At 54.9% G+C, this 20114-nt stretch carries 17 protein-coding genes; 8 read left to right on the forward strand and 9 right to left on the reverse strand.

Annotated features, from left to right (window positions below; all coding sequences use genetic code 11):
• Window positions 1–2 precede the first annotated feature (2 nt).
• The 7 genes from VGH19_16520 to VGH19_16550 form a co-directional block, all read right to left on the reverse strand.
• On the reverse strand, window positions 3–2159 hold the full coding sequence (locus VGH19_16520; protein HEY1172974.1) for a glycosyltransferase family 39 protein: 2157 nt from the start codon (window positions 2157–2159) through the stop codon (window positions 3–5).
• 83 nt (window positions 2160–2242) lie between these two features.
• Window positions 2243–2779, reverse strand: a complete 537-nt coding sequence (locus VGH19_16525) for an adenine phosphoribosyltransferase (protein ID HEY1172975.1) — start codon at window positions 2777–2779, stop codon at window positions 2243–2245.
• Between the two features lie 3 nt (window positions 2780–2782).
• Window positions 2783–3832 carry an RNA polymerase sigma factor RpoD/SigA gene (locus tag VGH19_16530; GenBank protein ID HEY1172976.1) on the reverse strand — a complete coding sequence of 350 codons (1050 nt, stop codon included), beginning with the start codon at window positions 3830–3832 and terminating at the stop codon, window positions 2783–2785.
• Between the two features lie 112 nt (window positions 3833–3944).
• The gene (locus VGH19_16535; protein ID HEY1172977.1) at window positions 3945–4628 is read right to left on the reverse strand and encodes a zinc metallopeptidase; all 684 of its coding nucleotides are present in this window, start codon (window positions 4626–4628) and stop codon (window positions 3945–3947) included.
• A gap of 177 nt (window positions 4629–4805) precedes the next feature.
• A complete protein-coding gene (locus VGH19_16540; GenBank protein ID HEY1172978.1) occupies window positions 4806–5939 on the reverse strand; it encodes a Xaa-Pro peptidase family protein in 1134 nt (377 codons plus the stop codon).
• 142 nt (window positions 5940–6081) lie between these two features.
• Window positions 6082–6993 carry a signal peptide peptidase SppA gene (gene sppA / locus VGH19_16545; protein ID HEY1172979.1) on the reverse strand — a complete coding sequence of 304 codons (912 nt, stop codon included), beginning with the start codon at window positions 6991–6993 and terminating at the stop codon, window positions 6082–6084.
• 333 nt (window positions 6994–7326) lie between these two features.
• Window positions 7327–8460, reverse strand: coding sequence for a phosphatidylserine/phosphatidylglycerophosphate/cardiolipin synthase family protein (locus VGH19_16550; protein HEY1172980.1), 1134 nt, complete (start codon window positions 8458–8460; stop codon window positions 7327–7329).
• Between the two features lie 140 nt (window positions 8461–8600).
• On the opposite strand from VGH19_16550, the gene VGH19_16555 reads away from it, so the two are divergent.
• The 8 genes from VGH19_16555 to VGH19_16590 all read left to right on the forward strand — a co-directional run bounded on the left by VGH19_16555 (window position 8601) and on the right by VGH19_16590 (window position 17083).
• On the forward strand, window positions 8601–10781 hold the full coding sequence (locus tag VGH19_16555; GenBank protein HEY1172981.1) for a protein-disulfide reductase DsbD domain-containing protein: 2181 nt from the start codon (window positions 8601–8603) through the stop codon (window positions 10779–10781).
• A gap of 448 nt (window positions 10782–11229) precedes the next feature.
• Window positions 11230–11736: a 5-(carboxyamino)imidazole ribonucleotide mutase gene (gene purE, locus VGH19_16560; protein ID HEY1172982.1), complete on the forward strand. Its 507-nt coding sequence runs from the start codon at window positions 11230–11232 to the stop codon at window positions 11734–11736.
• A gap of 9 nt (window positions 11737–11745) precedes the next feature.
• Window positions 11746–12900: a 5-(carboxyamino)imidazole ribonucleotide synthase gene (locus VGH19_16565; GenBank protein HEY1172983.1), complete on the forward strand. Its 1155-nt coding sequence runs from the start codon at window positions 11746–11748 to the stop codon at window positions 12898–12900.
• Window positions 12901–13090: 190 nt separating this feature from the next.
• Window positions 13091–13543 carry an IS200/IS605 family transposase gene (gene tnpA / locus VGH19_16570; protein ID HEY1172984.1) on the forward strand — a complete coding sequence of 151 codons (453 nt, stop codon included), beginning with the start codon at window positions 13091–13093 and terminating at the stop codon, window positions 13541–13543.
• A 166-nt stretch (window positions 13544–13709) separates the two neighbouring features.
• Entirely contained in the window at window positions 13710–14576 is an 867-nt protein-coding gene (gene panC / locus VGH19_16575; protein HEY1172985.1) for a pantoate--beta-alanine ligase, read from the forward strand.
• 133 nt (window positions 14577–14709) lie between these two features.
• Complete coding sequence (locus tag VGH19_16580) at window positions 14710–15243, forward strand: sigma-70 family RNA polymerase sigma factor (GenBank protein ID HEY1172986.1); 534 nt, start codon at window positions 14710–14712, stop codon at window positions 15241–15243.
• Window positions 15244–15247: 4 nt separating this feature from the next.
• On the forward strand, window positions 15248–15484 hold the full coding sequence (locus VGH19_16585) for a hypothetical protein (GenBank protein ID HEY1172987.1): 237 nt from the start codon (window positions 15248–15250) through the stop codon (window positions 15482–15484).
• Between the two features lie 75 nt (window positions 15485–15559).
• A complete protein-coding gene (locus tag VGH19_16590; GenBank protein ID HEY1172988.1) occupies window positions 15560–17083 on the forward strand; it encodes an AAA family ATPase in 1524 nt (507 codons plus the stop codon).
• An 8-nt stretch (window positions 17084–17091) separates the two neighbouring features.
• Here VGH19_16590 and VGH19_16595 read toward each other — a convergent pair whose 3' ends face one another.
• Window positions 17092–19407 (reverse strand): PAS domain S-box protein, encoded by a 2316-nt coding sequence (locus VGH19_16595; protein HEY1172989.1) that lies wholly within the window; start codon window positions 19405–19407, stop codon window positions 17092–17094.
• A 143-nt stretch (window positions 19408–19550) separates the two neighbouring features.
• Window positions 19551–19889, reverse strand: coding sequence for a glutaredoxin (locus VGH19_16600; GenBank protein HEY1172990.1), 339 nt, complete (start codon window positions 19887–19889; stop codon window positions 19551–19553).
• Window positions 19890–20114: the final 225 nt, after the last annotated feature.

Here is a 20114-nt window from a genome sequence, read left to right on the forward strand (position 1 = left end):
CTCTATTTCAGATTTCGACACTCGAACATCTGGATATGATGAAACACCCGCCCGCGATACAGCACCTCGTGGATACCCAAATCCTTCACGCTCTCAAATGAATCCACGATGGATTGCGGCGGTGCTTGCGGACTGTTCTCCACGATCACATAGATCGCATTCTGCCCCTTGCGCAGCTCTTTGTATGACGGCCAGAAATAGAACTGATTCTCCGCTTTGTCTGACCATCGATAAAACACCAGCGGGTCCTTCACCACATCCTGCTTCGCCTCCGGATGATAAAACGCCATCAAGCCCGTCACCCCATAATGCCCACCGATGATGAACACCGGCTTACCTTCCTTCATCAAGTCTTGGCGAGCCGTCTCAACAATTTGCGTCAACTCCTTGGCCCCTCGTACGCGTCGTAACGGATCTTTCTTCGCTGGCAAATCTTTACCAACCAGTTTACCCGTCAGATTCGTGTCATGCATCAGCACCAGCGGAATGAACCCGATGAAGAATGCCGTGATGAGCCAAGGCTTGAACCAACGCACACCTTCCCGCCAGCGATTCTCCCAATAAAAAATGCCCAGACAAAGCAGCGGCAAAATGGATGGCGCAATCCAGTTCGGCTGCACCCGCGCACGGATCGTGTAGAGAAAATAGAACAGGAACAACGGTGCCCCCATGCTGAAGCAATACACCATGATCTGATTGCCCTTGTCCTTCTTCCAAAAAGCAAAACACGCCCACGCGATGCCGATGAAGATAAGCGGATTGAACAGCAACGGCTCCACCACGATGAAATCGATGATGAAGTTCGGATTAAAATTCCACGCCCGGTCCAACCCACTGCGATTCTCCAGATGCTTCACGGTGGCCCAGCCATGCTGTGCATTCCACACCAGCACGGGGATGCTCGCCAGCGCATTGATCACCAGTGCCAGCCATGGTCCCTTGGTCCGTAAAGAAGCGCGTGCCGGTTTCCAAAGCACAAAGAACACAGCCCAGCTCAGCAATTGAAACAACGCCGTCGCCTTGCTCAAGAATCCGAGCCCCATCCACAAGCCTACCAGCAACCATTGCTTCGTCGATTGTGTCTGCACCGCCTTCCAGCCGCTGAACATCGCCAGCATCCAGAAGAACACGTTCAGCGGATCGATGGTCATCAGGATGGAACCCACCGTCACCAACGGCATGCACAACGGCAGCAACGCTGCCCAAAGTGCCGCCCGCAATCCCAGTTCCCGATGAAAGAACCGCAGCAACATCACCGCCATTAACGCCGCCAGCAGCGACGAAAAGAAACGAACACCCAATTCATTATCGCCAAAGATGCTCGTACCCAGCCACTGCGTGTAGGCGATCATCGGCGGCTTACTGTAATACGCCAGCGCCGGATGCTTCGCCCACTGCCATTGATACGCCTCATCCTCCGTGAGTTCGATTTTCCCGGATGCATGATACCCGAGCCGGGCAAGGAAAATGACCGCGATCAATACATACGCCAGCCGCAGCCATTGTTTCTCACGCAGTTCAGCACACCTCTCAGGTGAACGCTCCATCTGCGGCCTATATCCGGCATCATGCAGCAGCAACGATGGCAGCTTGTTATACCATAATGGAAACACCTTTGGTGCGAACAATCGCCAGATCGCATCGATCACATGCACGATCACAAAGGCATAAGCAGCGCCGAGCAATGCTCCCATGATGACATCACTCGGATAATGCACCCCCACGTAGATACGGGAAAAAGCCACCGTGCAAGCGATCGGCAAAATGATCTTCCACGATTTCCGATAAAACAACCAGAAGACCATCAAGCCAGCGAACCAGTTCGCCGCGTGAGATGATGGCATGCTGCCGCTACCACCTTTACCGACACGCATGATGGTTTCCTCAATGTCGTTGAAAGGTCGTGGGCGACCGATGGCTTCTTTCAACGATTTGCAGATCACGCCATCGCCGATGGCGATCGCCAACAGCAGGAAGAAGATGCACAGGCGTCCCCGCGTCCCGCCTTTCACGAGCAGGAGTACGCCGATGAGAATCGCGACCGGGACGAAGAAAGGATTGCCGCTGAAAAACGGCATGACGGCATCGAACAACGGATTGCTCAACGCCTCGTTGCCGAATCGAAATAAATCCCGGTCTAATGCCAATAGCCAGTCCATGCCTCAGTCTCTAGCGATATAAAGGCAGGAGTTTAGTCTGGCTAAGGGCGGTTGGGCGAGCGGGAAAAAGAACTTCATGCAGTTCAATACACCACCAAAGAACGCACCGGTACATTCGGCAACCGTTTACGTCCATGTAGAAAGCCCAGCTCGATCAGGAAGGACACTTCCAGAATCTCCGCCCCGACCTTTTGGAGAAGCGAGATAGCAGCACCGGCTGTTCCGCCTGTCGCCAGCAAGTCATCCACCAAGAGGACCTTGGCTCCCGGTTTCACAGCATCTATGTGGATGGCTACCGTATTGCTGCCGTATTCCAGATCGTAGCTTTCTTCATGTGCCTTGTAGGGCAGCTTGCCCTTCTTACGCACCGGCACAAAGCCGGCATTCAGCTTCACAGCGACTGCCGAGGCAAAGATGAATCCACGCGCATCGATGCCCACCACGGCATCCACCTGTCCCGGCTTGAAATCACCGGCAAGGAGATCGATCGCCCCGGCGAGCAACTTCGCATCCGCCAGCACCGGCGTGATGTCTTTGAACAAAATGCCTGGCTTTGGAAAATCAGGCACATCGCGGATGGCGGCGGCGAGATCCGAAGAAGAGACGGCGTTTGACGGCATGTGTTATTTTTTCTTGGATTCGAGTTTCTCGATCATCTTGCGCAACTTGCGCAGCGCAATGTTTTGTATCTGCCGAACTCGCTCCCGCGTCACGCCAAATTTTTCACCAACTTCTTCCAAAGTCTTCTCCGTGCCGCCATCCAGACCAAAGCGGAAGCGCAAAATGGTCGCTTCACGCGGGTCTAGTTTCGTCACCATCTCCTCCAGCATCGAGTTCACTGTCTTGTCCTCAAGCTGTGCGTAAGGAGACGTCGCGTTTTCATCCGCCACGATCTCCGCGTAATTGTTCGAGTCCTCATCCTCGCTGATCGGGGCATCCAATGACGCCGGACGAATCGCCGCCGTGCGCATCGCTGCCACGCGTGAGGATGTCGTCTCCAGCTCCTCAGCCAATTCCTCATCTGTCGGCTCGCGACCCAACTCCTCTTGGAGTTTCATCGCCGTACGCCGCATCTTGGAGATTTTATCCACCAAATGAACAGGCAGACGGATAGTCTTGGACTGGTTCGCCAAGGCACGTTTGATAGATTGCTTGATCCACCACGCACCGTACGTCGAGAGCTTGCCACCCTTGGCCGGGTCGAAGCGCTCCACCGCCTTCATCAAGCCGATGTTTCCTTCATTGATCAAATCCAGCAACGGCAGACCAAGCCCTTCATAATCATGGGCGATCTTCACCACCAGGCGCAGATTCGCCTTGATCATGTGTTCCCGCGCCTTCTTGTCACCCTTTTTGATCTTTGCCGCCAATTCGATCTCTTCCTGCGGCGTAAGCAGTTTCACCTGACCGATTTCGCGGAGATACAATTTAATGGCCGTATCACCATCATAGGTTGTGCGTTCGCGGGCCGGAGCTGGCGTAGCTTGCTCTTTGCGCGGCGTCGGCCGCACATCTTCCACATCCACATCGGCAGAGGGCGCCTGCCCCTTGGCGGGTTCAGGTGGCACGACTTGCACTGGCGAGGAAGGCACAGCGGCAGCAGTCGCCAGTGAGGCGACCGGTTTCGCGATCCGCTTGACGGATTTCTTTCTGGCTGGAATGGCTGGCGGCATAATCCCTTGTCTTTCCGAGACTAGAACTCAAGACGGCGGGGGCAAGCAAATAGCTGCCCGCCCCGCGCCTTTCCTGTTCGAGCCCCAATTCCCATGTTTATTCCATTAAATTTTAACGGTCGCTCGACCGGGCGAGCAGGATGAAGTGCAACAACGTCATCAAAGACTGCACCATCGCTGCCACGTAAGTCAGAGCCGCGGCATTCAGCACACTGGCCACACCCGCAGCTTCACCCGGATGCACGATGCCCAAGCGTGCCAATTCCACTTTTGCGCGACGGCTCGCATCATACTCTACCGGCAGAGTGATCAACTGGAACGCAAAGATCACGCTGTAGATTACGATACCAATGATCGCCAGCTTCGCGAGGCTCAGAAAGAAGCCCAAAAAGAACAACACCATCGCCCCGCTGCTCGCAATGCTGGTAAGCGGCACCATCGCCATGCGCAGATTTAGCCATGCATAAGACGCCTTGTGCTGTAAAGCATGCCCCGCTTCATGCGCCGCTACACCGACCGCAGCCAATGAACGTCCCCGGTAATTTTCTGAAGACAGGCAAAGCTGTTTTTTGATCGGGTCATAGTGATCGCTTAGATGTCCCGGCACTTCTTGGATGGGCATGTCCTGCAGTCCCGCTGCATCCAATATCTCGCGCGCTGCTTGGGCCCCCGAGATGCCCGTGCCCACTGGCACTTGTATGTATCGCTTATATGTCGAGTTCAGCTTGAACTGGGCATACAGGCCCAGCAGAAGCGGCGGTATCACACACAGCAGATAGATTTCGATTCCATTCATTTTACATCAATCCCTCTGACACATTGTCAGTTACTATATACGACATTTCACATCGTCAAAGCGTTCACCAAAATCGAACGCATTCCGAATGGCTCAAAGTGTCACGTATCAAGGGGATACACGAATAGAAACGCCGCTCCTTTTTGGAATGAACATTGACTGCCGCTACCGGTCCAATCACACCTCTAAAATCTTTTCAAACTTGGTCAAATTCCTGGCCCCATGGGCAGTCACCAGCAGATCGTCCTCGATACGCACCCCACCAATGTCGTGGTAATATAACCCAGGCTCCACGGTAACGATATGGCCCGCTTGCAAAATATCCTCTGAATTCACGGAGAGCCGGGGTGCCTCATGGATCTCCAATCCCAAACCATGCCCCGTGCCGTGGAAAAACCCCTGCATCCGCCCTTTTAACTTGCCCGTGCGATACCCCATCCCATCAAAGAACTCTTTCACTGCCTGATGCACCTCCACCCCTCGCACCCCTGCTTTAAGTTTACTGATGGCCACATCTTGCCCCTTCACCACCGTATCATACATCTTGCGCAGCGCCTCGCTCGCCTTGCCCTTCACCACCGTCCGCGAGATGTCGCCATAGTAACCCGTCCGCTGTGATTTCGGGAACACATCCAAAATGATCGGCTGATTCGCCTTCAACGGTCCATACCCGCGCTCATGCGGATCACACGTCAGCTTCCCGCAAGAAACGATTGTATGATTCGCGATCCCACCTGCCTGAATGACCGCGATATCAATGATGGACCGCAACTTCTCTGCCGTAAGCGGAGCTCCGCGCAGGAACAATGTGTTTCCCTTGCCGATCTTGGAAGACTTGAGCGCTTGAATCCCTTCCGCCAATCCCACCTCTGCCATCATCACGGCTGCACTGACACACTTCACCTCCTGCGCATTCTTCAATTCTCGCTCAGGAAAAACCGGCCCTTTGGATACCTTCACCTTCACCTTGAGCTGACGCAACTGTCGCGCCAGACCATGTGGAAAATTCCCCGGCACAAAGACCTTGCTGCGTCGCTTTTCCTTCAGCAGAGCCTTGATGACATGCGCCGAAGAAGGCTTCTTGCCGTTGGCATTTAGTAGCCTCTGCGCAATCGACGCATAAGAAACCGCCTTGCAATGCTTGGCCTGTTTGCGAGCCCGGTCGATCTCAAGATCGCTCAACACGATCACCGGCCGCCCGTTCATCCGCAGATAAATAAAAGGGTCCGGCACGAACATGCGCACGGCATAAAGCATGTTCGCGTCACGCTCACTATCAGCCACCATCAGCAGCGTTTCGTCCCGTCCCATGGCTATGGGACTATGCGGATTCGACGAAGAGATGCAAGGTTCTGAAAGCGCTCTCCCCCGGATACCATTCACCGACCCGATATAAGCACAAAAAAGGCCATCTGCGTCAATGCGACAACAGATGGCCTGAAAACAACGTGTTTTAGTGCAGCACGCTGGAAGACAGGAAATACAGGTGTCCTGCTTTCAGCTTCGGGGCGTCCACACCCAAGTCAATCTTGATGGTCGTCTGCTGCGGTTGTGCCTGGCCTGAGAAACCGAAGATGCTGCCCAGCGTGAACGGCCGCGCATAACGCACCAGCTTCGCATCGGATATATTCGCGATCTTCAGCGCCCGGTCCACTGTCACCTGCCAGTCGCCCAATTCATCTACCAGTCCGGCTTGATATGCTTGATTACCCGAGAGAATACGTCCATCCGCGAGACTTTCCCAATCACTGCTTAAAGCCTTTCCTTGGCCTTTATTTTCCTGATTGGAAGCCTCGCGCCCTTCCTTCACGATCTTTTTAAACTTTCCGTAAGTCTCATCGATAAGCGCCTGCATCATCTGGTTTTCTTCCGGCATGATTTCCTCGGGTTTCTTGCTTCCGCTCAACATATCCTTGAACTTGCCGCTCTTGTACACCAGCGGCACCACGCCCACCTTGTCCATCAGTCCGCGGTAATTGTAACCGGACATGATCACGCCAATGCTGCCTGTAAGAGTCAGTTCATTAGCCACGATCCAGCGGCAAGGTGCGCTGACATAGTAACCGCCCGAAGCCGCCAAGCTCCCCATGGAAGCCACCACCGGCTTACCGTGCTCATCTTGAAACTTTTCGATAGCACGATAGATGTCATCCGAGGCCAGCACTTCGCCGCCCGGAGAGTCCACTTTTAAGATGACCGCCTGCACCCGGCTGTCCTCACCCGCGCGATTCAACTGTTCCTTGATAAGATCCACCATCGAAGCCCCGCTATGGTCGATCGCTGCGCCCGTTATCACCCCTTCCACACCGATCACTACGATTTTGTCCGACGCATCACTGTCTTCCACGACAACTTCCTGTAACATGGAACGTGTGGTCGCTGGAGACCCCATACCAGCCCCTGTCCCCAAAAAGGCCCCGAAAAGCCCAATCAGCATGAACAGCCCACCGCCGACCGCCAACAGGATCAGCAATATCCAGACGATTGGGTTTCTCTTCTCTTTCTTTGCCGGAGCCACGCTGATGGGCGGCGGCATTTGATAAGCAGGCGAACTGAACGGTGGTGGCGGAGGAGGTGGTGAAACCGGAGGAATGTTCACAGGCCCCGTTGGTTCCGACGGCGGCGTATTTGGTGGAACTGAATTGTCCATGGCCCGGCAACCTAGTTCACCCGCTTCAATCCCGCAAGCCCGCTAAATTTACCTCAACATCCTCAACTGCTGCCGCGCCACATACGGGTCCAGATGCACCAAAAAAACATACGCCACCTTCTCCCAAAGCCGCGTCCACAATGACCGTGACTTCTTCCACTCAGAAAGCGTCACCCTTCGCGAATATCCTAAAATGTCCGCAAATATCTCCCGTCCTTGCTGCACCGCCACCGGATCTGATGTCCGTACCAGCAACTCGTAGTTGATGGATAGGCTGCGCTTATCCAGATTCGCCGAGCCCGCATAAATGCAATCATCCATCATGTACAACTTGGCGTGCAATATCTGCGGTTCGTATTCATAAATCTCCACGCCTGCTTGCAACAACGTCCTATACAAACTCCGGCTGGCCGTTTGTGAAAGCAGCACATCACTCTTCCCCGCCAGAATGATCTGCACCCTACCCCCGCTACGCGCTATCCTTTGCAACTGCCGCCGAATCTTCCACGTCGGCAAAAAGTAAGCCGAGATGATCCGCACATCCCGCGCCTTCGCCAACGCCTCATTAAGTTTCAGCTTGAGCGAGGAATGCCCTGTCCCGGGCAGATTCAACAGCACATCCCCACAGATTGGGCCCGGCCCGATACCCACCCTGCTCTTCCGCCATTGCTTGAACCGCGCATGACGAAACTCCGCAATCTGGTAAAGCAGATCAAACGAGCGCATCAGTTCATCAATCACCTTGCCCGTCACCACTGCTCCCAGATCACACCAGCCACGTGTGATGCCATCACCTTCATACTCCTCCGCGATGTTGAACCCACCGATCATTGCGATCTTGTCATCGCATAACAGCAGCTTGCGATGATTCCGGATCGCGAACCGGTCCAGCCGGAAAGGATTGAACCATCGCACCTCCGCTCCAGCCTTGCGCAGCACATCCCAAAACTCATCATCCAAAGCTTGCGAACCGACCGAATCTACCAGCACCCGCACTTTGACGCCCTTACGCGCCGCCTCTACTAAAGCATCGCGCACCCATTGCCCCACCGAATCATCCCGGTAGATATACATCTCCAGCCGCACCGATTGCCGGGCCCCGCAGATCATGTCCACCATGACGCCAAACGCCTCCGAGCCGGTCCGTAACCAGCGCAAAGAGCATTCAGAAGCCATGTTCATGCGCGCAAAGTAGTTTCAACTCCCCGCCATTACAATTCCCCATCGCGATTTAACCTCTTGGCAGACTGAACGTTGCCATTGTGAAACGGTCCAAGTGAAGGTAGCTTGGAATGGATTCAAGGTTCGTTCCTCACATGAACATGATATTGAGTAGATTTTTGGCGGTTTGCTTGGGGTTGCTAATCGCGGCATCCGCGCAAGGTGCCGCCACGCAGGCACGCTTGGTCGTGCCGGTGGAGAACGTCAAAGCCGGAGAGACGATCACGGTCGGGGTGCTGCTGGAGATGCTGCCGGGTTGGCATACCTACTGGAAAAACGCCGGTGAATCTGGTTCCGCCACCAAAATCGTCTGGGACCTCCCCGCCGGGGTTACTGCTGGGGAAATCCAATGGCCAGCTCCGGAAGTCTATTACGACAAAGTCGTGGATCTCACCACCTATGTGCATCATGACGAAGCCATGCTCCTTGTCCCGCTGACCATCGGAGCCACTGTCCCAAATGGTGAACTGGAGCTGAAAGCACGTGTGTCCTGGCTGGAGTGCGAGAAGCTGTGCGTGCCAGGCCGCACCGAAGTGAATGCCAAACTGAAAATCGCTGCCGATACCAAACCTTCCCCAGAAGTCGGCCTCATCAAGAAATGGCAGGACAAACTGCCCAAGCCCAACGAAGCCCTGAAAGCATCCGCTCGCTGGGAAGGCGAACCGAAAGAAGGCAAACGCACTTTGCTCATCGAGTTCACTCCTACGTCGGGTGCAAGTGATTGGGATTTCTTCCCTTACCGTGCCGAAGATGCCAGCGTGAGCCCGAAATCAGAGAAAGTGGGCTTGAAGGATGGTCGTTTCACCCTGCGGAAAACCGTTTCCTCGGATGAAGGCAAGTGGCCTTCGGAGATCAAAGGCCTGATCGTCGGAGGCAGTGACACGGCCAAACCAACCTTGGCTTACGAAGCAACCATCAGCTTGGGTAATGCGGCTGTGACCACTACTTCCGCTGCCGTCGCAGACAAAGGCGAAGCGGGCGCTGCTGCATCAGCCACCGCTCCCCGCTCCCTGTTCATGATGCTGATTTATGCCTTCATCGGCGGCATGATCTTGAACATCATGCCCTGCGTGCTGCCGGTGATCTCTCTAAAGATTCTAGGCTTCGTGAAGCAGAGCCAAGATGACCCAGGCCGCGTGCGCAAGCTCGGCCTGATCTATGGCTTGGGCGTTATCGTTTCCTTCCTTGTCTTGGCTGCTTTGGTCATCGGTGTGCAAGAAGCGGGCAAGTCAGCCAGTTGGGGCATGCAATTCCAGAATCCTCAGTTTCTGGTGGTGCTGACCATTTTGGTGACATTGGTCGCGTTGAATCTTTTCGGTGTCTTTGAAGTCACCATGAACAGCAGCGTGATGGGTGCAGCCGGTCAGTTGGCTTCTCAAAAAGGGGCTTCCGGCGCTTTCTTCAATGGCGTGCTGGCCACCATTCTGGCCACCCCCTGCACCGCGCCCTTCCTGGGTGTGGCCTTGGGCTTCGCTTTTGCGCAATCCGCTTTGGTCATCTTGCTGGTCTTCATCACCATCGCGCTTGGTCTGGCGTTTCCTTATGTGTTGCTGAGCTGGCAGCCCAAGTGGCTGAAGTTCCTGCCCAAGCCCGGCGCGTGGATGGAACGCTTCAAAATTCTCATGGGCTTCCCCATGGTCGCGACGGCGTTCTGGTTGTTCAGCCTGACGGCGGGACACTTTGGCCGCAGCGGCGTGTTGTGGCTGGGACTGCTGCTTGTGTTCGTCGCGCTCGCAGCCTACATCTTTGGTGAATTCGTCCAACGCGGCAGCAAGCATCGCGGTATTTCGGGTGCTATCGCGGCGGTGTTGCTGTTTGGCAGTCTGGCTTATGTGCTGGAAGGCCAGCTCAAGTGGCGCTCGCCTGAACGCACCGGAACCACTGCGACAACCTTGGAATCCAAAGTCGGCATCGCTTGGAAAGCCTGGTCACCGGCGGCCATGTCGGAAGCCCGCAAGAGCGGCAAACCGGTGTTTGTGGACTTCACCGCAGATTGGTGCGTGACCTGCCAGGCGAACAAGAAAACGAGCATCGAGATCACTTCAGTAAAAGAAAAACTCAACGCCATCGGGGCCATCTCTTTTCTCGGCGATTATACCTACGAGGACGCCGCCATCGCGGCTGAGCTCAAAAAATATGGCCGCGCCGGGGTGCCATTGGTGGTGGTCTTCCCGGCAGATCCTCAAGCCGAACCCATCGTCCTGCCCGAGATCCTTACTCCGGGCATCGTGTTAGAAGCCTTGGAAAAGGCGGCCCCGAAACAACTGAGTTCGGCTAAATGAGTGAGCCATCTAATGCTCATCTCCTTCAAGGGGCGGCAAGAGTGTCTGCCATTCTCTCATGGATTGCCTTTTTCTTCGGTCTACTTCTTCCAATCAGACCACCAGCCACATGGCCGATGATATTGTCTACATTTGGGGTTTCTCTACTTACGGCCTCCTTTACCCTCTTTGCGGCTCATGTTTGCAATCATACCAAGCCGCAAGTATCTAGAATTTTCGTTCTTCTGGCGTATGGGGCAATTCTATCTGTGCTCTTTGCTGTTTTTGGGCCATTGTTCAAACGCTAACAACTACACTTGTTCAGTTACCTTTTGAAAATTGGAGTAGAGCTTGGAGCTTTGGATTTGTAGTTTCCCCCATCCGTGTGATCCGTGTTCCACCTATGGCTAAAACCTCAGCATAACCCGCCCTCGACTCCCAAGGCGCTTCCCTATAATCTGCCCCCACTATGGCGACCGAATCCAAGCCCTTGGTGGGAATCATCATGGGCAGCCAGTCCGATTGGGAAACGATGCAACATGCGGCCGATCAATTGACCGCATTGGGCGTGCCGTTTGAGGCACAAGTCGTGTCCGCGCATCGCACCCCTGACCTGCTTTTTGAATACGCAGATGCCGCTGCAGGCCGTGGCCTTGAGGTCATCATCGCCGGTGCCGGTGGTGCCGCGCATCTGCCCGGCATGTGCGCCTCAAAAACGCAATTGCCCGTGCTCGGCGTGCCCGTGGAATCCAAAGCCCTGAAAGGCATGGACTCCCTGCTCTCCATCGTCCAGATGCCTGGCGGCGTTCCGGTGGGCACCATGGCCATCGGCAAGGCCGGAGCCATCAACGCCGCTCTGCTCGCCACGGCAATCTTGGGCAACAAGCATCCGCAATTCCGCACCGCTTACGAAAAATTCCGCGAGCAACAGACCGCCAAAGTCCTCGCCAACCGCACGCTGCCGCCTAAGGCTTAATCTCTTTCCATGTCGATCAAACCGATTCTTCCCGGCGCCCGCATCGGCGTGCTCGGCAGTGGCCAGTTGGGCCGCATGCTGGCTATCGCCGCCCGTAATCTCGGCTACGGCGTCGCCATCTATTCCCCTGAAGAGAACTCGCCTGCCAGTGCCGTGGCTGATCTCGATTTCGTCGGCGATTACCTTGATCTGCCCAAGATCCATGAGTTCGCCAAGCAAGTACAGGTCGTCACCTTTGAGTTCGAAAACGTCCCGCATGATGCCGCCAAGGCTTGCGCAGAACACGCAGCCGTTCGCCCCGATGGCCACGTGCTGCACGTCTCGCAAAACCGCCTGCGCGAGAAAAATTTCCTGCGCGACAACGGCTTCCCGACCACGCCTTTCCAACGCGTCACCAGTCTTGCGGAATTAGAGCAAGCAATCGCGACAATCGGTGCGCCCGGCGTCTTGAAGACCGCCAGCTTCGGCTATGACGGCAAAGGCCAGGTAAAAATCAAGACGCCTGCCGATGCTGCCAAAGCCTGGGAAGCCATGAAAGGTGCTGAGTCCATCTACGAAGGCTTCGTGGATTTTGTGAAAGAGATGTCCGTCATCGGTGCGCGCACCTTAGATGGCCAGATTGTGACATTCCCCGTGTTCGAGAACGATCACGCGAATCACATCCTCGACATCACCTTCGCTCCCGCCGCTCTCGGTCCAGTGCTCGCCGGGGAAGCCCGCCAGCTTGCTCATGGCATTTTGGATAAACTCCAAGTTGTCGGCCTGCTCACCGTTGAGATGTTCCTCACCAGCGATGGCCGCGTCCTCGTGAACGAACTCGCCCCGCGCACCCACAATTCCGGCCACCTCACCATCGACGCCTGCGCCACGAGCCAGTTCGAGCAACAGGTCCGCGCCGTCTGTGGATTGCCCTTGGGTTCCACTCACATGGAGAAACCCGCCGCCATGGCAAATCTCCTCGGCCACCTGTGGGAACACGGCGAACCCGATTGGGCCGCTGCCCTATCCGATCCAGCAGTGAAATTGCACCTCTACGGCAAACGCGAAGCCCGCGTGGGCCGCAAGATGGGCCACCTCACCGCCACCGGCGACACCATCGAACAAGCCATCGATCGCGTGAAACAGGCGAAAGAACGGTTGACGGCGAAGTATGCTAAGAAATGAAGGCTGGCATTCTAAGCTGTCTCCCAGAGAAATTTTAATAAATATAGAATGCAATCGAGATGACCGAGTGCAATCCGTGCCGGAGGCACGAACGTGAGTAGCCACGGGTGACCGCAGGGAACCCGTGGATTAGCATAATAACATATCGCCCCGGAGGGGCGGACGAATCCCACGAAACTAAGGATTAACCATGGGCGGCACCTACAGCAACCTTCGTTTGCACGTAGTTTTCAGCACCAAGAACCGTGAACCTTGGATACAGCCTCAACTACAAGAACGCCTCTACCCTTTTATTGGCGGCATCGTCCGCGAACAATCCGGCAAACTCATGGAGATTGGTGGCATGCCAGACCACTTGCACTTGTTGATCGGCTGGCGCACGGATGAATCTATCTCCAACCTGCTAAGAAATATCAAAAGCCGTTCTTCCGCTTGGGTGCATGAAACTTTCCCGGATTTGTCTTATTTCAAATGGCAGGAAGGGTATGGAGTGTTCTCGGTGAGCCATTCACAGGCACCAGTTGTTTCCAAGTATATCCAAAACCAGGCTGAGCATCATCGGGGGAAAACCTTCAAAGAAGAGTTCATCTCGTTATTGAAGGCGCATGATATCGAGTATGACGAGCGTTATATATTTGAATAAATCCCGTTCGCCCCTTCGGGGCGTGATCTCATTTATCGCTGACCACGGGTTCCCTGCGGTCACCCGTGGCTACTCACGCTTGCCCCTCCGGGGCAGGACCAAGGTAAGCGCAACCTGACTTCGACTATCAAAACATTTTCAATCTATTCACGAATCTGATCACACTATGAGAACCATCAAATCCGTCGCCGCCATGCAACGGCTCGCCTTGGAATGGAAACATTCCGGCATCCAGATCGGTTTCGTGCCCACCATGGGGTATCTCCACGCCGGCCATATAAGCCTCGTGACGGAAGCCCGCAAACGTGTCGGCCCTAAAAGCAAAGTCGTCCTCAGTATCTACGTCAACCCCACGCAATTCGGCCCCAAGGAAGATTTCAGCAAATATCCGCGCGATCTGAAACGCGACACCCAGCTCTGCCGCGCTGGTGGGGTAGACGTCATCTTCGCCCCTGCAGATACTGATATGTATCCGCGCCCTGAAGGCTACGAATACAGCACTTACGTCTACGAAGAAACCCTCGCGAAACAGATGGAAGGTGCCTCTCGCCCCACGCACTTTCGCGGCGTGACCACGATTGTCGCCAAACTCTTCAACATCGTCCTGCCCGATGTTTCCATCTTCGGCGCGAAAGACTGGCAGCAGGCCACCATTATCCAGCGCATGGTGCGCGATCTGAATTTCCCGCTGAAAGTCATCGTGGCCCCGACGCATCGGGAAACCGATGGCTTGGCCATGAGCTCTCGGAACAAATACCTGTCCACGGAAGAACGCGCTCAAGCAACCATCCTCTGGCACACCATCCAAACCGCGAAAGCTGAGGTTAAAGCTGCTAAGGCACCTCTAAATGCTACTCGTTTAAAAGAGAAACTGACCAAACTCATCGCCACCCAACCAGCCGCCCGATTAGACTACATCGAATTCTTCGCCCCCAATGCCTTGACCGCCTCACCGCAAGTCACCAAAGGCACCCATATGGCACTCGCCGTCTTCTTCGGCAAGACCCGCTTGATCGACAACGCACGACTCTAACCAATATCAGGCGGCATTCATAACCCTTTGCCGCTCTGGCTGTACTGAATAATCACATCCGCGTGACATTTCCCTTGCACCCCGGTCTAATCATTAACTAGACGTATTCGTGATGGGGGGCCAAGAGACAAGTATGGGAAACCTCCCGAAGCCCGAGTGGCCTTCGGAAGATGTAGGGGCGTTGTATGCCGAGCATTCGCGTCAGGTGTATTACCTTGCGTTGCGTTTGCTGGGCGACCCCGCGCAGGCAGAAGACGCCGCGCATGACGTTTTTTTGAAGGCGTTCAAGAAGATGGACCAGTTCCGGGGCGAGGCCAATGTCCGCACGTGGTTGTATCGCATCACCATCAATCACTGCCAAAACTTACTCCAGACATGGCACCGCCGGAACATGGTAAACAACGCGGATGATGCCGTATGGGAAACATCGCCTTCCGCCGAAGAATCGCCCCTGAAAGTTTTGGAAACGAAGGAACTGGGTGAACGCATCCAGAGCACCTTGGACCGCCTGCCGGAAGAGTATCGCATCCTCCTCCTGCTGGTGGCTGATGATAAGATGAGTTATACTGAGATCGGTGAATTGACCGGCCAATCAGCCGATGCCGTCCGCGGTAAACTTCACCGGGCGCGAAAAGCCTTTGCCGGAATATTTCGCGAATACGACTAATTTTATGGAACCCAAAGGCCAGCGCCTGCGTCAGGAACACAAGCAACAGTCGGAAACCTCGCTGAACTCAGCGAGCAACACCGACACCCGCCTGTTCAATTCCGTTGAGGAAGTCTTGCGCGAAGATGCTGCCCAGAATCCGCCTCCAGATTCACTCTCCCATCGGGTTGCCAGCAGTTCTAGCAAAGACGCCGCATCACTTCCCAAACCTTGGTGGCAGAAGCTGATCGGCGGTAATTGAGCCGTTCTCTGCGCTCGACAGCTCCCGTTCTCCCCGTCAAAATCACGGCACTGATTCACCGATTGTCTCTGTGCCATGGCTACCACGCTTTTGGAGGAACTCGATACGCTCGTCCGGGCGCGTTACCCCCTTGTCTATCTCGTCACGAGTGAAGAATCACGCGCTCAAGATCTGATCGCTCAAGTCGCCCGTCAACGTGGCAAGAAGCTCCTGGAATGGAGCTGCACCACTGGCCTGATTCCAGCAGCGAATGGTCACGGCAGTCCGAAGCAACGCCATGCCCCTACGCGCGATCCTCTAGCTGCGTTGGATGCCATTGCCGACCACGTGGATCCAACCCTCTTTGTCCTGAAAGATTTTCACCCGTTCCTCAGTCGCGGCCAATTCACCATCATCCGCCGCCTGCGCGAAGTTGCCCAATCTCTCAAGAACAGTCACAAAACCATCTTCCTGCTTTCACCCGTTCAAGATGTTCCGGTGGAACTGGAAAAAGAACTCACCGTCGTGAACGTCGCCCTGCCCGACCAAGGCGAGCTCGGCGTCCTCTTGGAAAACATCATCAGTGAGATACAAGATGGAGGCCGTTGCAGCGTGGAACTCGATAGCACCGCCCGCGAACGCCTTCTCCAAGCCGCTCTAGGCCTGACCCTGGGCGAAGCCGAAAACGTTTTCGCCCGCATCCTTGTCCGCTCCCGTCGCCTCGATGGTGAAGGCGTGAACGACGTCCTCACTGAAAAGCAACAGATCATCCGCAAGAGCGGACTCTTGGAATATTTCTCTCCCGAAGAACGCTTCGATAACGTCGGTGGTCTCGGCATCTTGAAAGATTGGCTGGAGAAACGTGCTCTCGCACTCACGCCCGAAGCTCGCGCCTTCGGCCTGCCCCAACCTCGCGGCGTCCTCATGCTTGGCGTGCAAGGTTGCGGCAAGAGCTTGTGCGCAAAAGCCGTCGCCAGTCACTGGCAGCTTCCCCTGCTCCGCTTCGATATTGGCCGCATGTTCGGCAGCCTCGTCGGTTCATCTGAAGAAAACATCCGCAAAGCCATCGCCGTCGCCGAATCCGTCGCCCCCGCCATCCTCTGGGTGGATGAGATTGATAAAGCCTTCGCCGGCATCGCTGGTTCTGCGGCCACCGATGGTGGCACCGGCTCACGCGTATTGGGCACTTTCCTTACTTGGCTCTCGGAAAAGAAAGCGCCCGTCTTCGTCGTCGCCACCGCGAATGACATTTCCAATCTCCCGCCAGAACTCCTGCGCAAAGGTCGTTTGGATGAGATTTTCTTCATCGATCTTCCCTCCTCCGAAGAACGCGCCGATATTTTCGCCATTCATCTGCGCAAGCGCAACCGTCCCTTGGAATCTTTCAACATTCCGCAACTTTCGGATATCAGCCAGCACTTCAGCGGTGCCGAAATCGAGGAATCGATCAATAGCGCACTCTACGACGCCTTCTACGCAGGTCGTAATCTGTCACACATTGATGTTCTCCAAGCCGTGCGCCAGACAGTTCCCTTAGCCACCACCATGGCCGAGCAAATCGACGGTCTGCGTGCGTGGGCAAAAGGCCGCGCTCGCCCCGCAAGTGGTGCTACCGCATAAATCACCGCTTACTCATCCAACGCCACGCGCACCTTCTGAATCAACTCATTCGGCGTGTACGGCTTGGCGAGAAACCATGTCTTAGGAGGTAACGCTTCACCGCCAGACACGAGAGCACTGGAGTAACCGCTGCTGATGAGCACGCGCAAATCATGGCGTTCCATTCGCAATGTCTCTGCCAGTTCCTTGCCGCTCATCCCACCCGGCATCACCATATCTGTCAGCAGCAACTTCACTTTCGCATGGTTGGTCTTCCACACCTGCAATGCTTCCGCCCCGGAAGCCGCAGATAAGATTTGATACCCGCCCATGGAGAGCAAAGTCTCCAACATCCGTCGCACCATCGGATCGTCTTCCACCACCAAGATAGTCTCGAACCCTTTTTTATCAGGCGGGCGCTGTGCTATTTCATCAGGCTCACTCAATACCACCGGCTCTGCCGCTGGCAAAAAGAGACGAAACACAGTGCCTTTATTGACGGTAGAATCTACCTCCACCCATCCCTGATGCTGCTTAATGATCCCGTAAACGGTGGCCAACCCCAGCCCCGTTCCTTTGCCAAATTCTTTCGTCGTGAAGAACGGCTCAAAGATCATCTCCAGATTTTCCCGCGGAATTCCGCAACCCGTATCCGAGACGCTCAGGCACACATACGAACCCGGAGATGCCTGCGGTTCCTGGCGGCAATAAGCTGCATCAATACTCCTCGCCTCTGTGCTGATGCGTAACAGGCCACCCTTCGGCATCGCATCACGAGCGTTCACCGCAAGGTTCAAGATAACCTGCTCGATCATGCTGTTGTCTGCCTTCACCGGCGGCAGATCCGTGTCGTAGTGAAACTCGAGCGTGATGTCCTCACCTAAGATGCGATCCAGCATCTGCGTCATCTGGCTGCTGATCTCGTTCAGATTGACCAGCTTCCTCTGCAACACCTGCTTGCGACTGAAGGCCAGCAGTTGCTTCGTCAAATTCGCCGCGCGTTGGCTCGCATCCAATATCTGATCCAGCAAATCCTGCTGACCCGGCTCAGGCCGGTTCGCCAGCAGCAGTGAAGTGTTACCTTGGATAACGGTCAGGATATTATTGAAATCATGCGCCACACCCGCCGCCAGTTGTCCGACCGATTCCATTTTCTGCAACTGGCGCAACTCCGTCTCCATGTGTTTGCGCTCAGTCACATCACGTCCCACACCGAAAAGACCGAGTAATTTTTCACCCTCGATCAAAGGTGTGACCGTCACTTCCATCACCAACCGACCGTCGTCTTTGGTCTTCAACGGCAGCTCAAACAACGGCATCCGCTCACCACCGATCGCGCGTTTAAAAATGACCAAGGCTTCCTCCTTCGCCTCATCCGGCAATATCTCGGAATAATGCCGCCCGATCCACTCCTCCGGGCCCCAACCAGTCGCCTGTTCAAGAGCGCTGTTCAAGGACATCACCACGCCTTCTGGCGACAACGTGAAAATCAGATCGCGTGCCGTCTCCACAAACTGCCGGTAACGCTTCTCGGATTGGCGCAACGCATCTTCGGTCTTGCGACGGTCTGTCACATCCGTGGCGATGCCACAGATGCCGTTGATCTTTCCATTCGCGTCCAGCAACGGAAACTTGGAGACCATGAAACAATGTGGCCCATCAGGAAATACCGCCCACTCCTCGCAGTCGATCGGCCGACCCGTCTCCATTAACATCTTGTCGTGTTCCCGATACTGCCGGACTTGCTCCGGTGTGGAAAAATCTGAATCCAATCTTCCGATCAAATCCTCCCGTTTCAGGCCGAATGCGGCAGCGAATTTGGAACTCACCAGCAGATAACGGCAATCAAGGTCTTTGATGAAAATCAGCGCCGGGCTGTTATCCACGAAGGCCATCATCCGGCTTTCGCTCACCCGCAGCGCTTTCTCACTTTCATGAGCTTTGCGCAGCGCCTCTTTTTGTTCTGTCACATCGCGTGCGATGGAATACAAAAGTTCACTGCCTTGCCGCGCTCCGGGACAGGTCCAAGCCAGCCAGCGATACTTGCCATCCTTGCAGTGATAACGATTCTCGAAATGGACGTTGTCCTTTCCAGAAATCAGATGCTCGTGCATCCGCAACGTCTTCTCGCGATCCTCCGGATGTACAAACTCGATGTAAGGCTTGGACATCAACTCTTCACGCGACCAGCCCAGCACCCTTTCCCAAGCACGGTTCACTTTGCGAAAACGTCCATCCGTTCCGGCGACACTAAGCAGATCCAGCGAGAAATCGAACAGGCGTTCCAAGGAATCCTGCTCCGATTCTGTGCCAGCCATCTCTGCGTTTTGCTGCTCGTGTCCCATCGCGATATGACCTCAAACGTCACGCCTTGCTTCCCCTCGTGCCGTTCACTGTGCTATGGCATAATCCCTTCAAGGGCTTTTAGGCAAAAGAAAACGCGAAGGTATTACTACCTTCGCGTGAGCAAAAAGCTACAGCTTACTGCTTAGCGCTTGAAATTCAGCGGGAACGCGCCGGGCATCTCGTGGGCGCAAGGCTGATTCGTTGGAGCATCGGGCTTGCGATCATTGCTGACCACTAGATTGTTCGCCAGCAAGTAAGCTTCCACTTCTTCGCCACTGATGTCCGGCAGCATCTTCCCGTTCACTTCCACGCACGGGCTCAGCATCTGACCAGACTTCTCGATCATCTCCTGACGCTGCACCGGGTTGTTGATGATGTCGCGGTCTTCATACGGCAATTCATACTTGCGCATCACCGCGCGAACACCGTTGCTCCAGCCGCACGACGGCTTCAAATAGGCGATAATCTTCGGTTTATCCATAATAGTTCAGTCCAAAATTATTGTTCCGATGTCATTATCTAACCATGCAATGTGCCTTGCGTCAATGGACAGTCCCCTCAGAGTCAGGGCTCACGCATTTAAATTTGCCCGTAAAAATAGGCCGGATTTCATTTTTAGAATCAAATTGGAATGGTGAAAACACCCAATTCAGCATCCTAAAGCTCAATTTTCATTGGCCTTTCAAAGAATTTTAATGCGTGAGCC

It is taken from the genome of Verrucomicrobiia bacterium, from assembly GCA_036405135.1.
GTDB lineage: Bacteria > Verrucomicrobiota > Verrucomicrobiia > Limisphaerales > JAEYXS01 > JAEYXS01.

What these genes read in the sequence shown, in the direction of transcription:
- VGH19_16520 (HEY1172974.1), bottom strand. Translation starts at nt 2,159, where the DNA reads ATGGACTGGCTATTGGCATTAGACCGGGATTTATTTCGATTCGGCAAC.
- VGH19_16540 (HEY1172978.1), bottom strand. Translation starts at nt 5,939, where the DNA reads ATGGGACGGGACGAAACGCTGCTGATGGTGGCTGATAGTGAGCGTGAC.
- VGH19_16600 (HEY1172990.1), bottom strand. Translation starts at nt 19,889, where the DNA reads ATGGATAAACCGAAGATTATCGCCTATTTGAAGCCGTCGTGCGGCTGG.
- VGH19_16585 (HEY1172987.1), top strand. Translation starts at nt 15,248, where the DNA reads ATGGAACCCAAAGGCCAGCGCCTGCGTCAGGAACACAAGCAACAGTCG.
- panC (HEY1172985.1), top strand. Translation starts at nt 13,710, where the DNA reads ATGAGAACCATCAAATCCGTCGCCGCCATGCAACGGCTCGCCTTGGAA.
- VGH19_16590 (HEY1172988.1), top strand. Translation starts at nt 15,560, where the DNA reads ATGGCTACCACGCTTTTGGAGGAACTCGATACGCTCGTCCGGGCGCGT.
- sppA (HEY1172979.1), bottom strand. Translation starts at nt 6,993, where the DNA reads ATGTTACAGGAAGTTGTCGTGGAAGACAGTGATGCGTCGGACAAAATC.
- VGH19_16565 (HEY1172983.1), top strand. Translation starts at nt 11,746, where the DNA reads ATGTCGATCAAACCGATTCTTCCCGGCGCCCGCATCGGCGTGCTCGGC.
- VGH19_16595 (HEY1172989.1), bottom strand. Translation starts at nt 19,407, where the DNA reads ATGGGACACGAGCAGCAAAACGCAGAGATGGCTGGCACAGAATCGGAG.
- VGH19_16580 (HEY1172986.1), top strand. Translation starts at nt 14,710, where the DNA reads ATGGGAAACCTCCCGAAGCCCGAGTGGCCTTCGGAAGATGTAGGGGCG.
- VGH19_16525 (HEY1172975.1), bottom strand. Translation starts at nt 2,779, where the DNA reads ATGCCGTCAAACGCCGTCTCTTCTTCGGATCTCGCCGCCGCCATCCGC.
- purE (HEY1172982.1), top strand. Translation starts at nt 11,230, where the DNA reads ATGGCGACCGAATCCAAGCCCTTGGTGGGAATCATCATGGGCAGCCAG.
- tnpA (HEY1172984.1), top strand. Translation starts at nt 13,091, where the DNA reads ATGGGCGGCACCTACAGCAACCTTCGTTTGCACGTAGTTTTCAGCACC.
- VGH19_16550 (HEY1172980.1), bottom strand. Translation starts at nt 8,460, where the DNA reads ATGAACATGGCTTCTGAATGCTCTTTGCGCTGGTTACGGACCGGCTCG.
- VGH19_16535 (HEY1172977.1), bottom strand. Translation starts at nt 4,628, where the DNA reads ATGAATGGAATCGAAATCTATCTGCTGTGTGTGATACCGCCGCTTCTG.
- VGH19_16555 (HEY1172981.1), top strand. Translation starts at nt 8,601, where the DNA reads ATGATATTGAGTAGATTTTTGGCGGTTTGCTTGGGGTTGCTAATCGCG.
- VGH19_16530 (HEY1172976.1), bottom strand. Translation starts at nt 3,832, where the DNA reads ATGCCGCCAGCCATTCCAGCCAGAAAGAAATCCGTCAAGCGGATCGCG.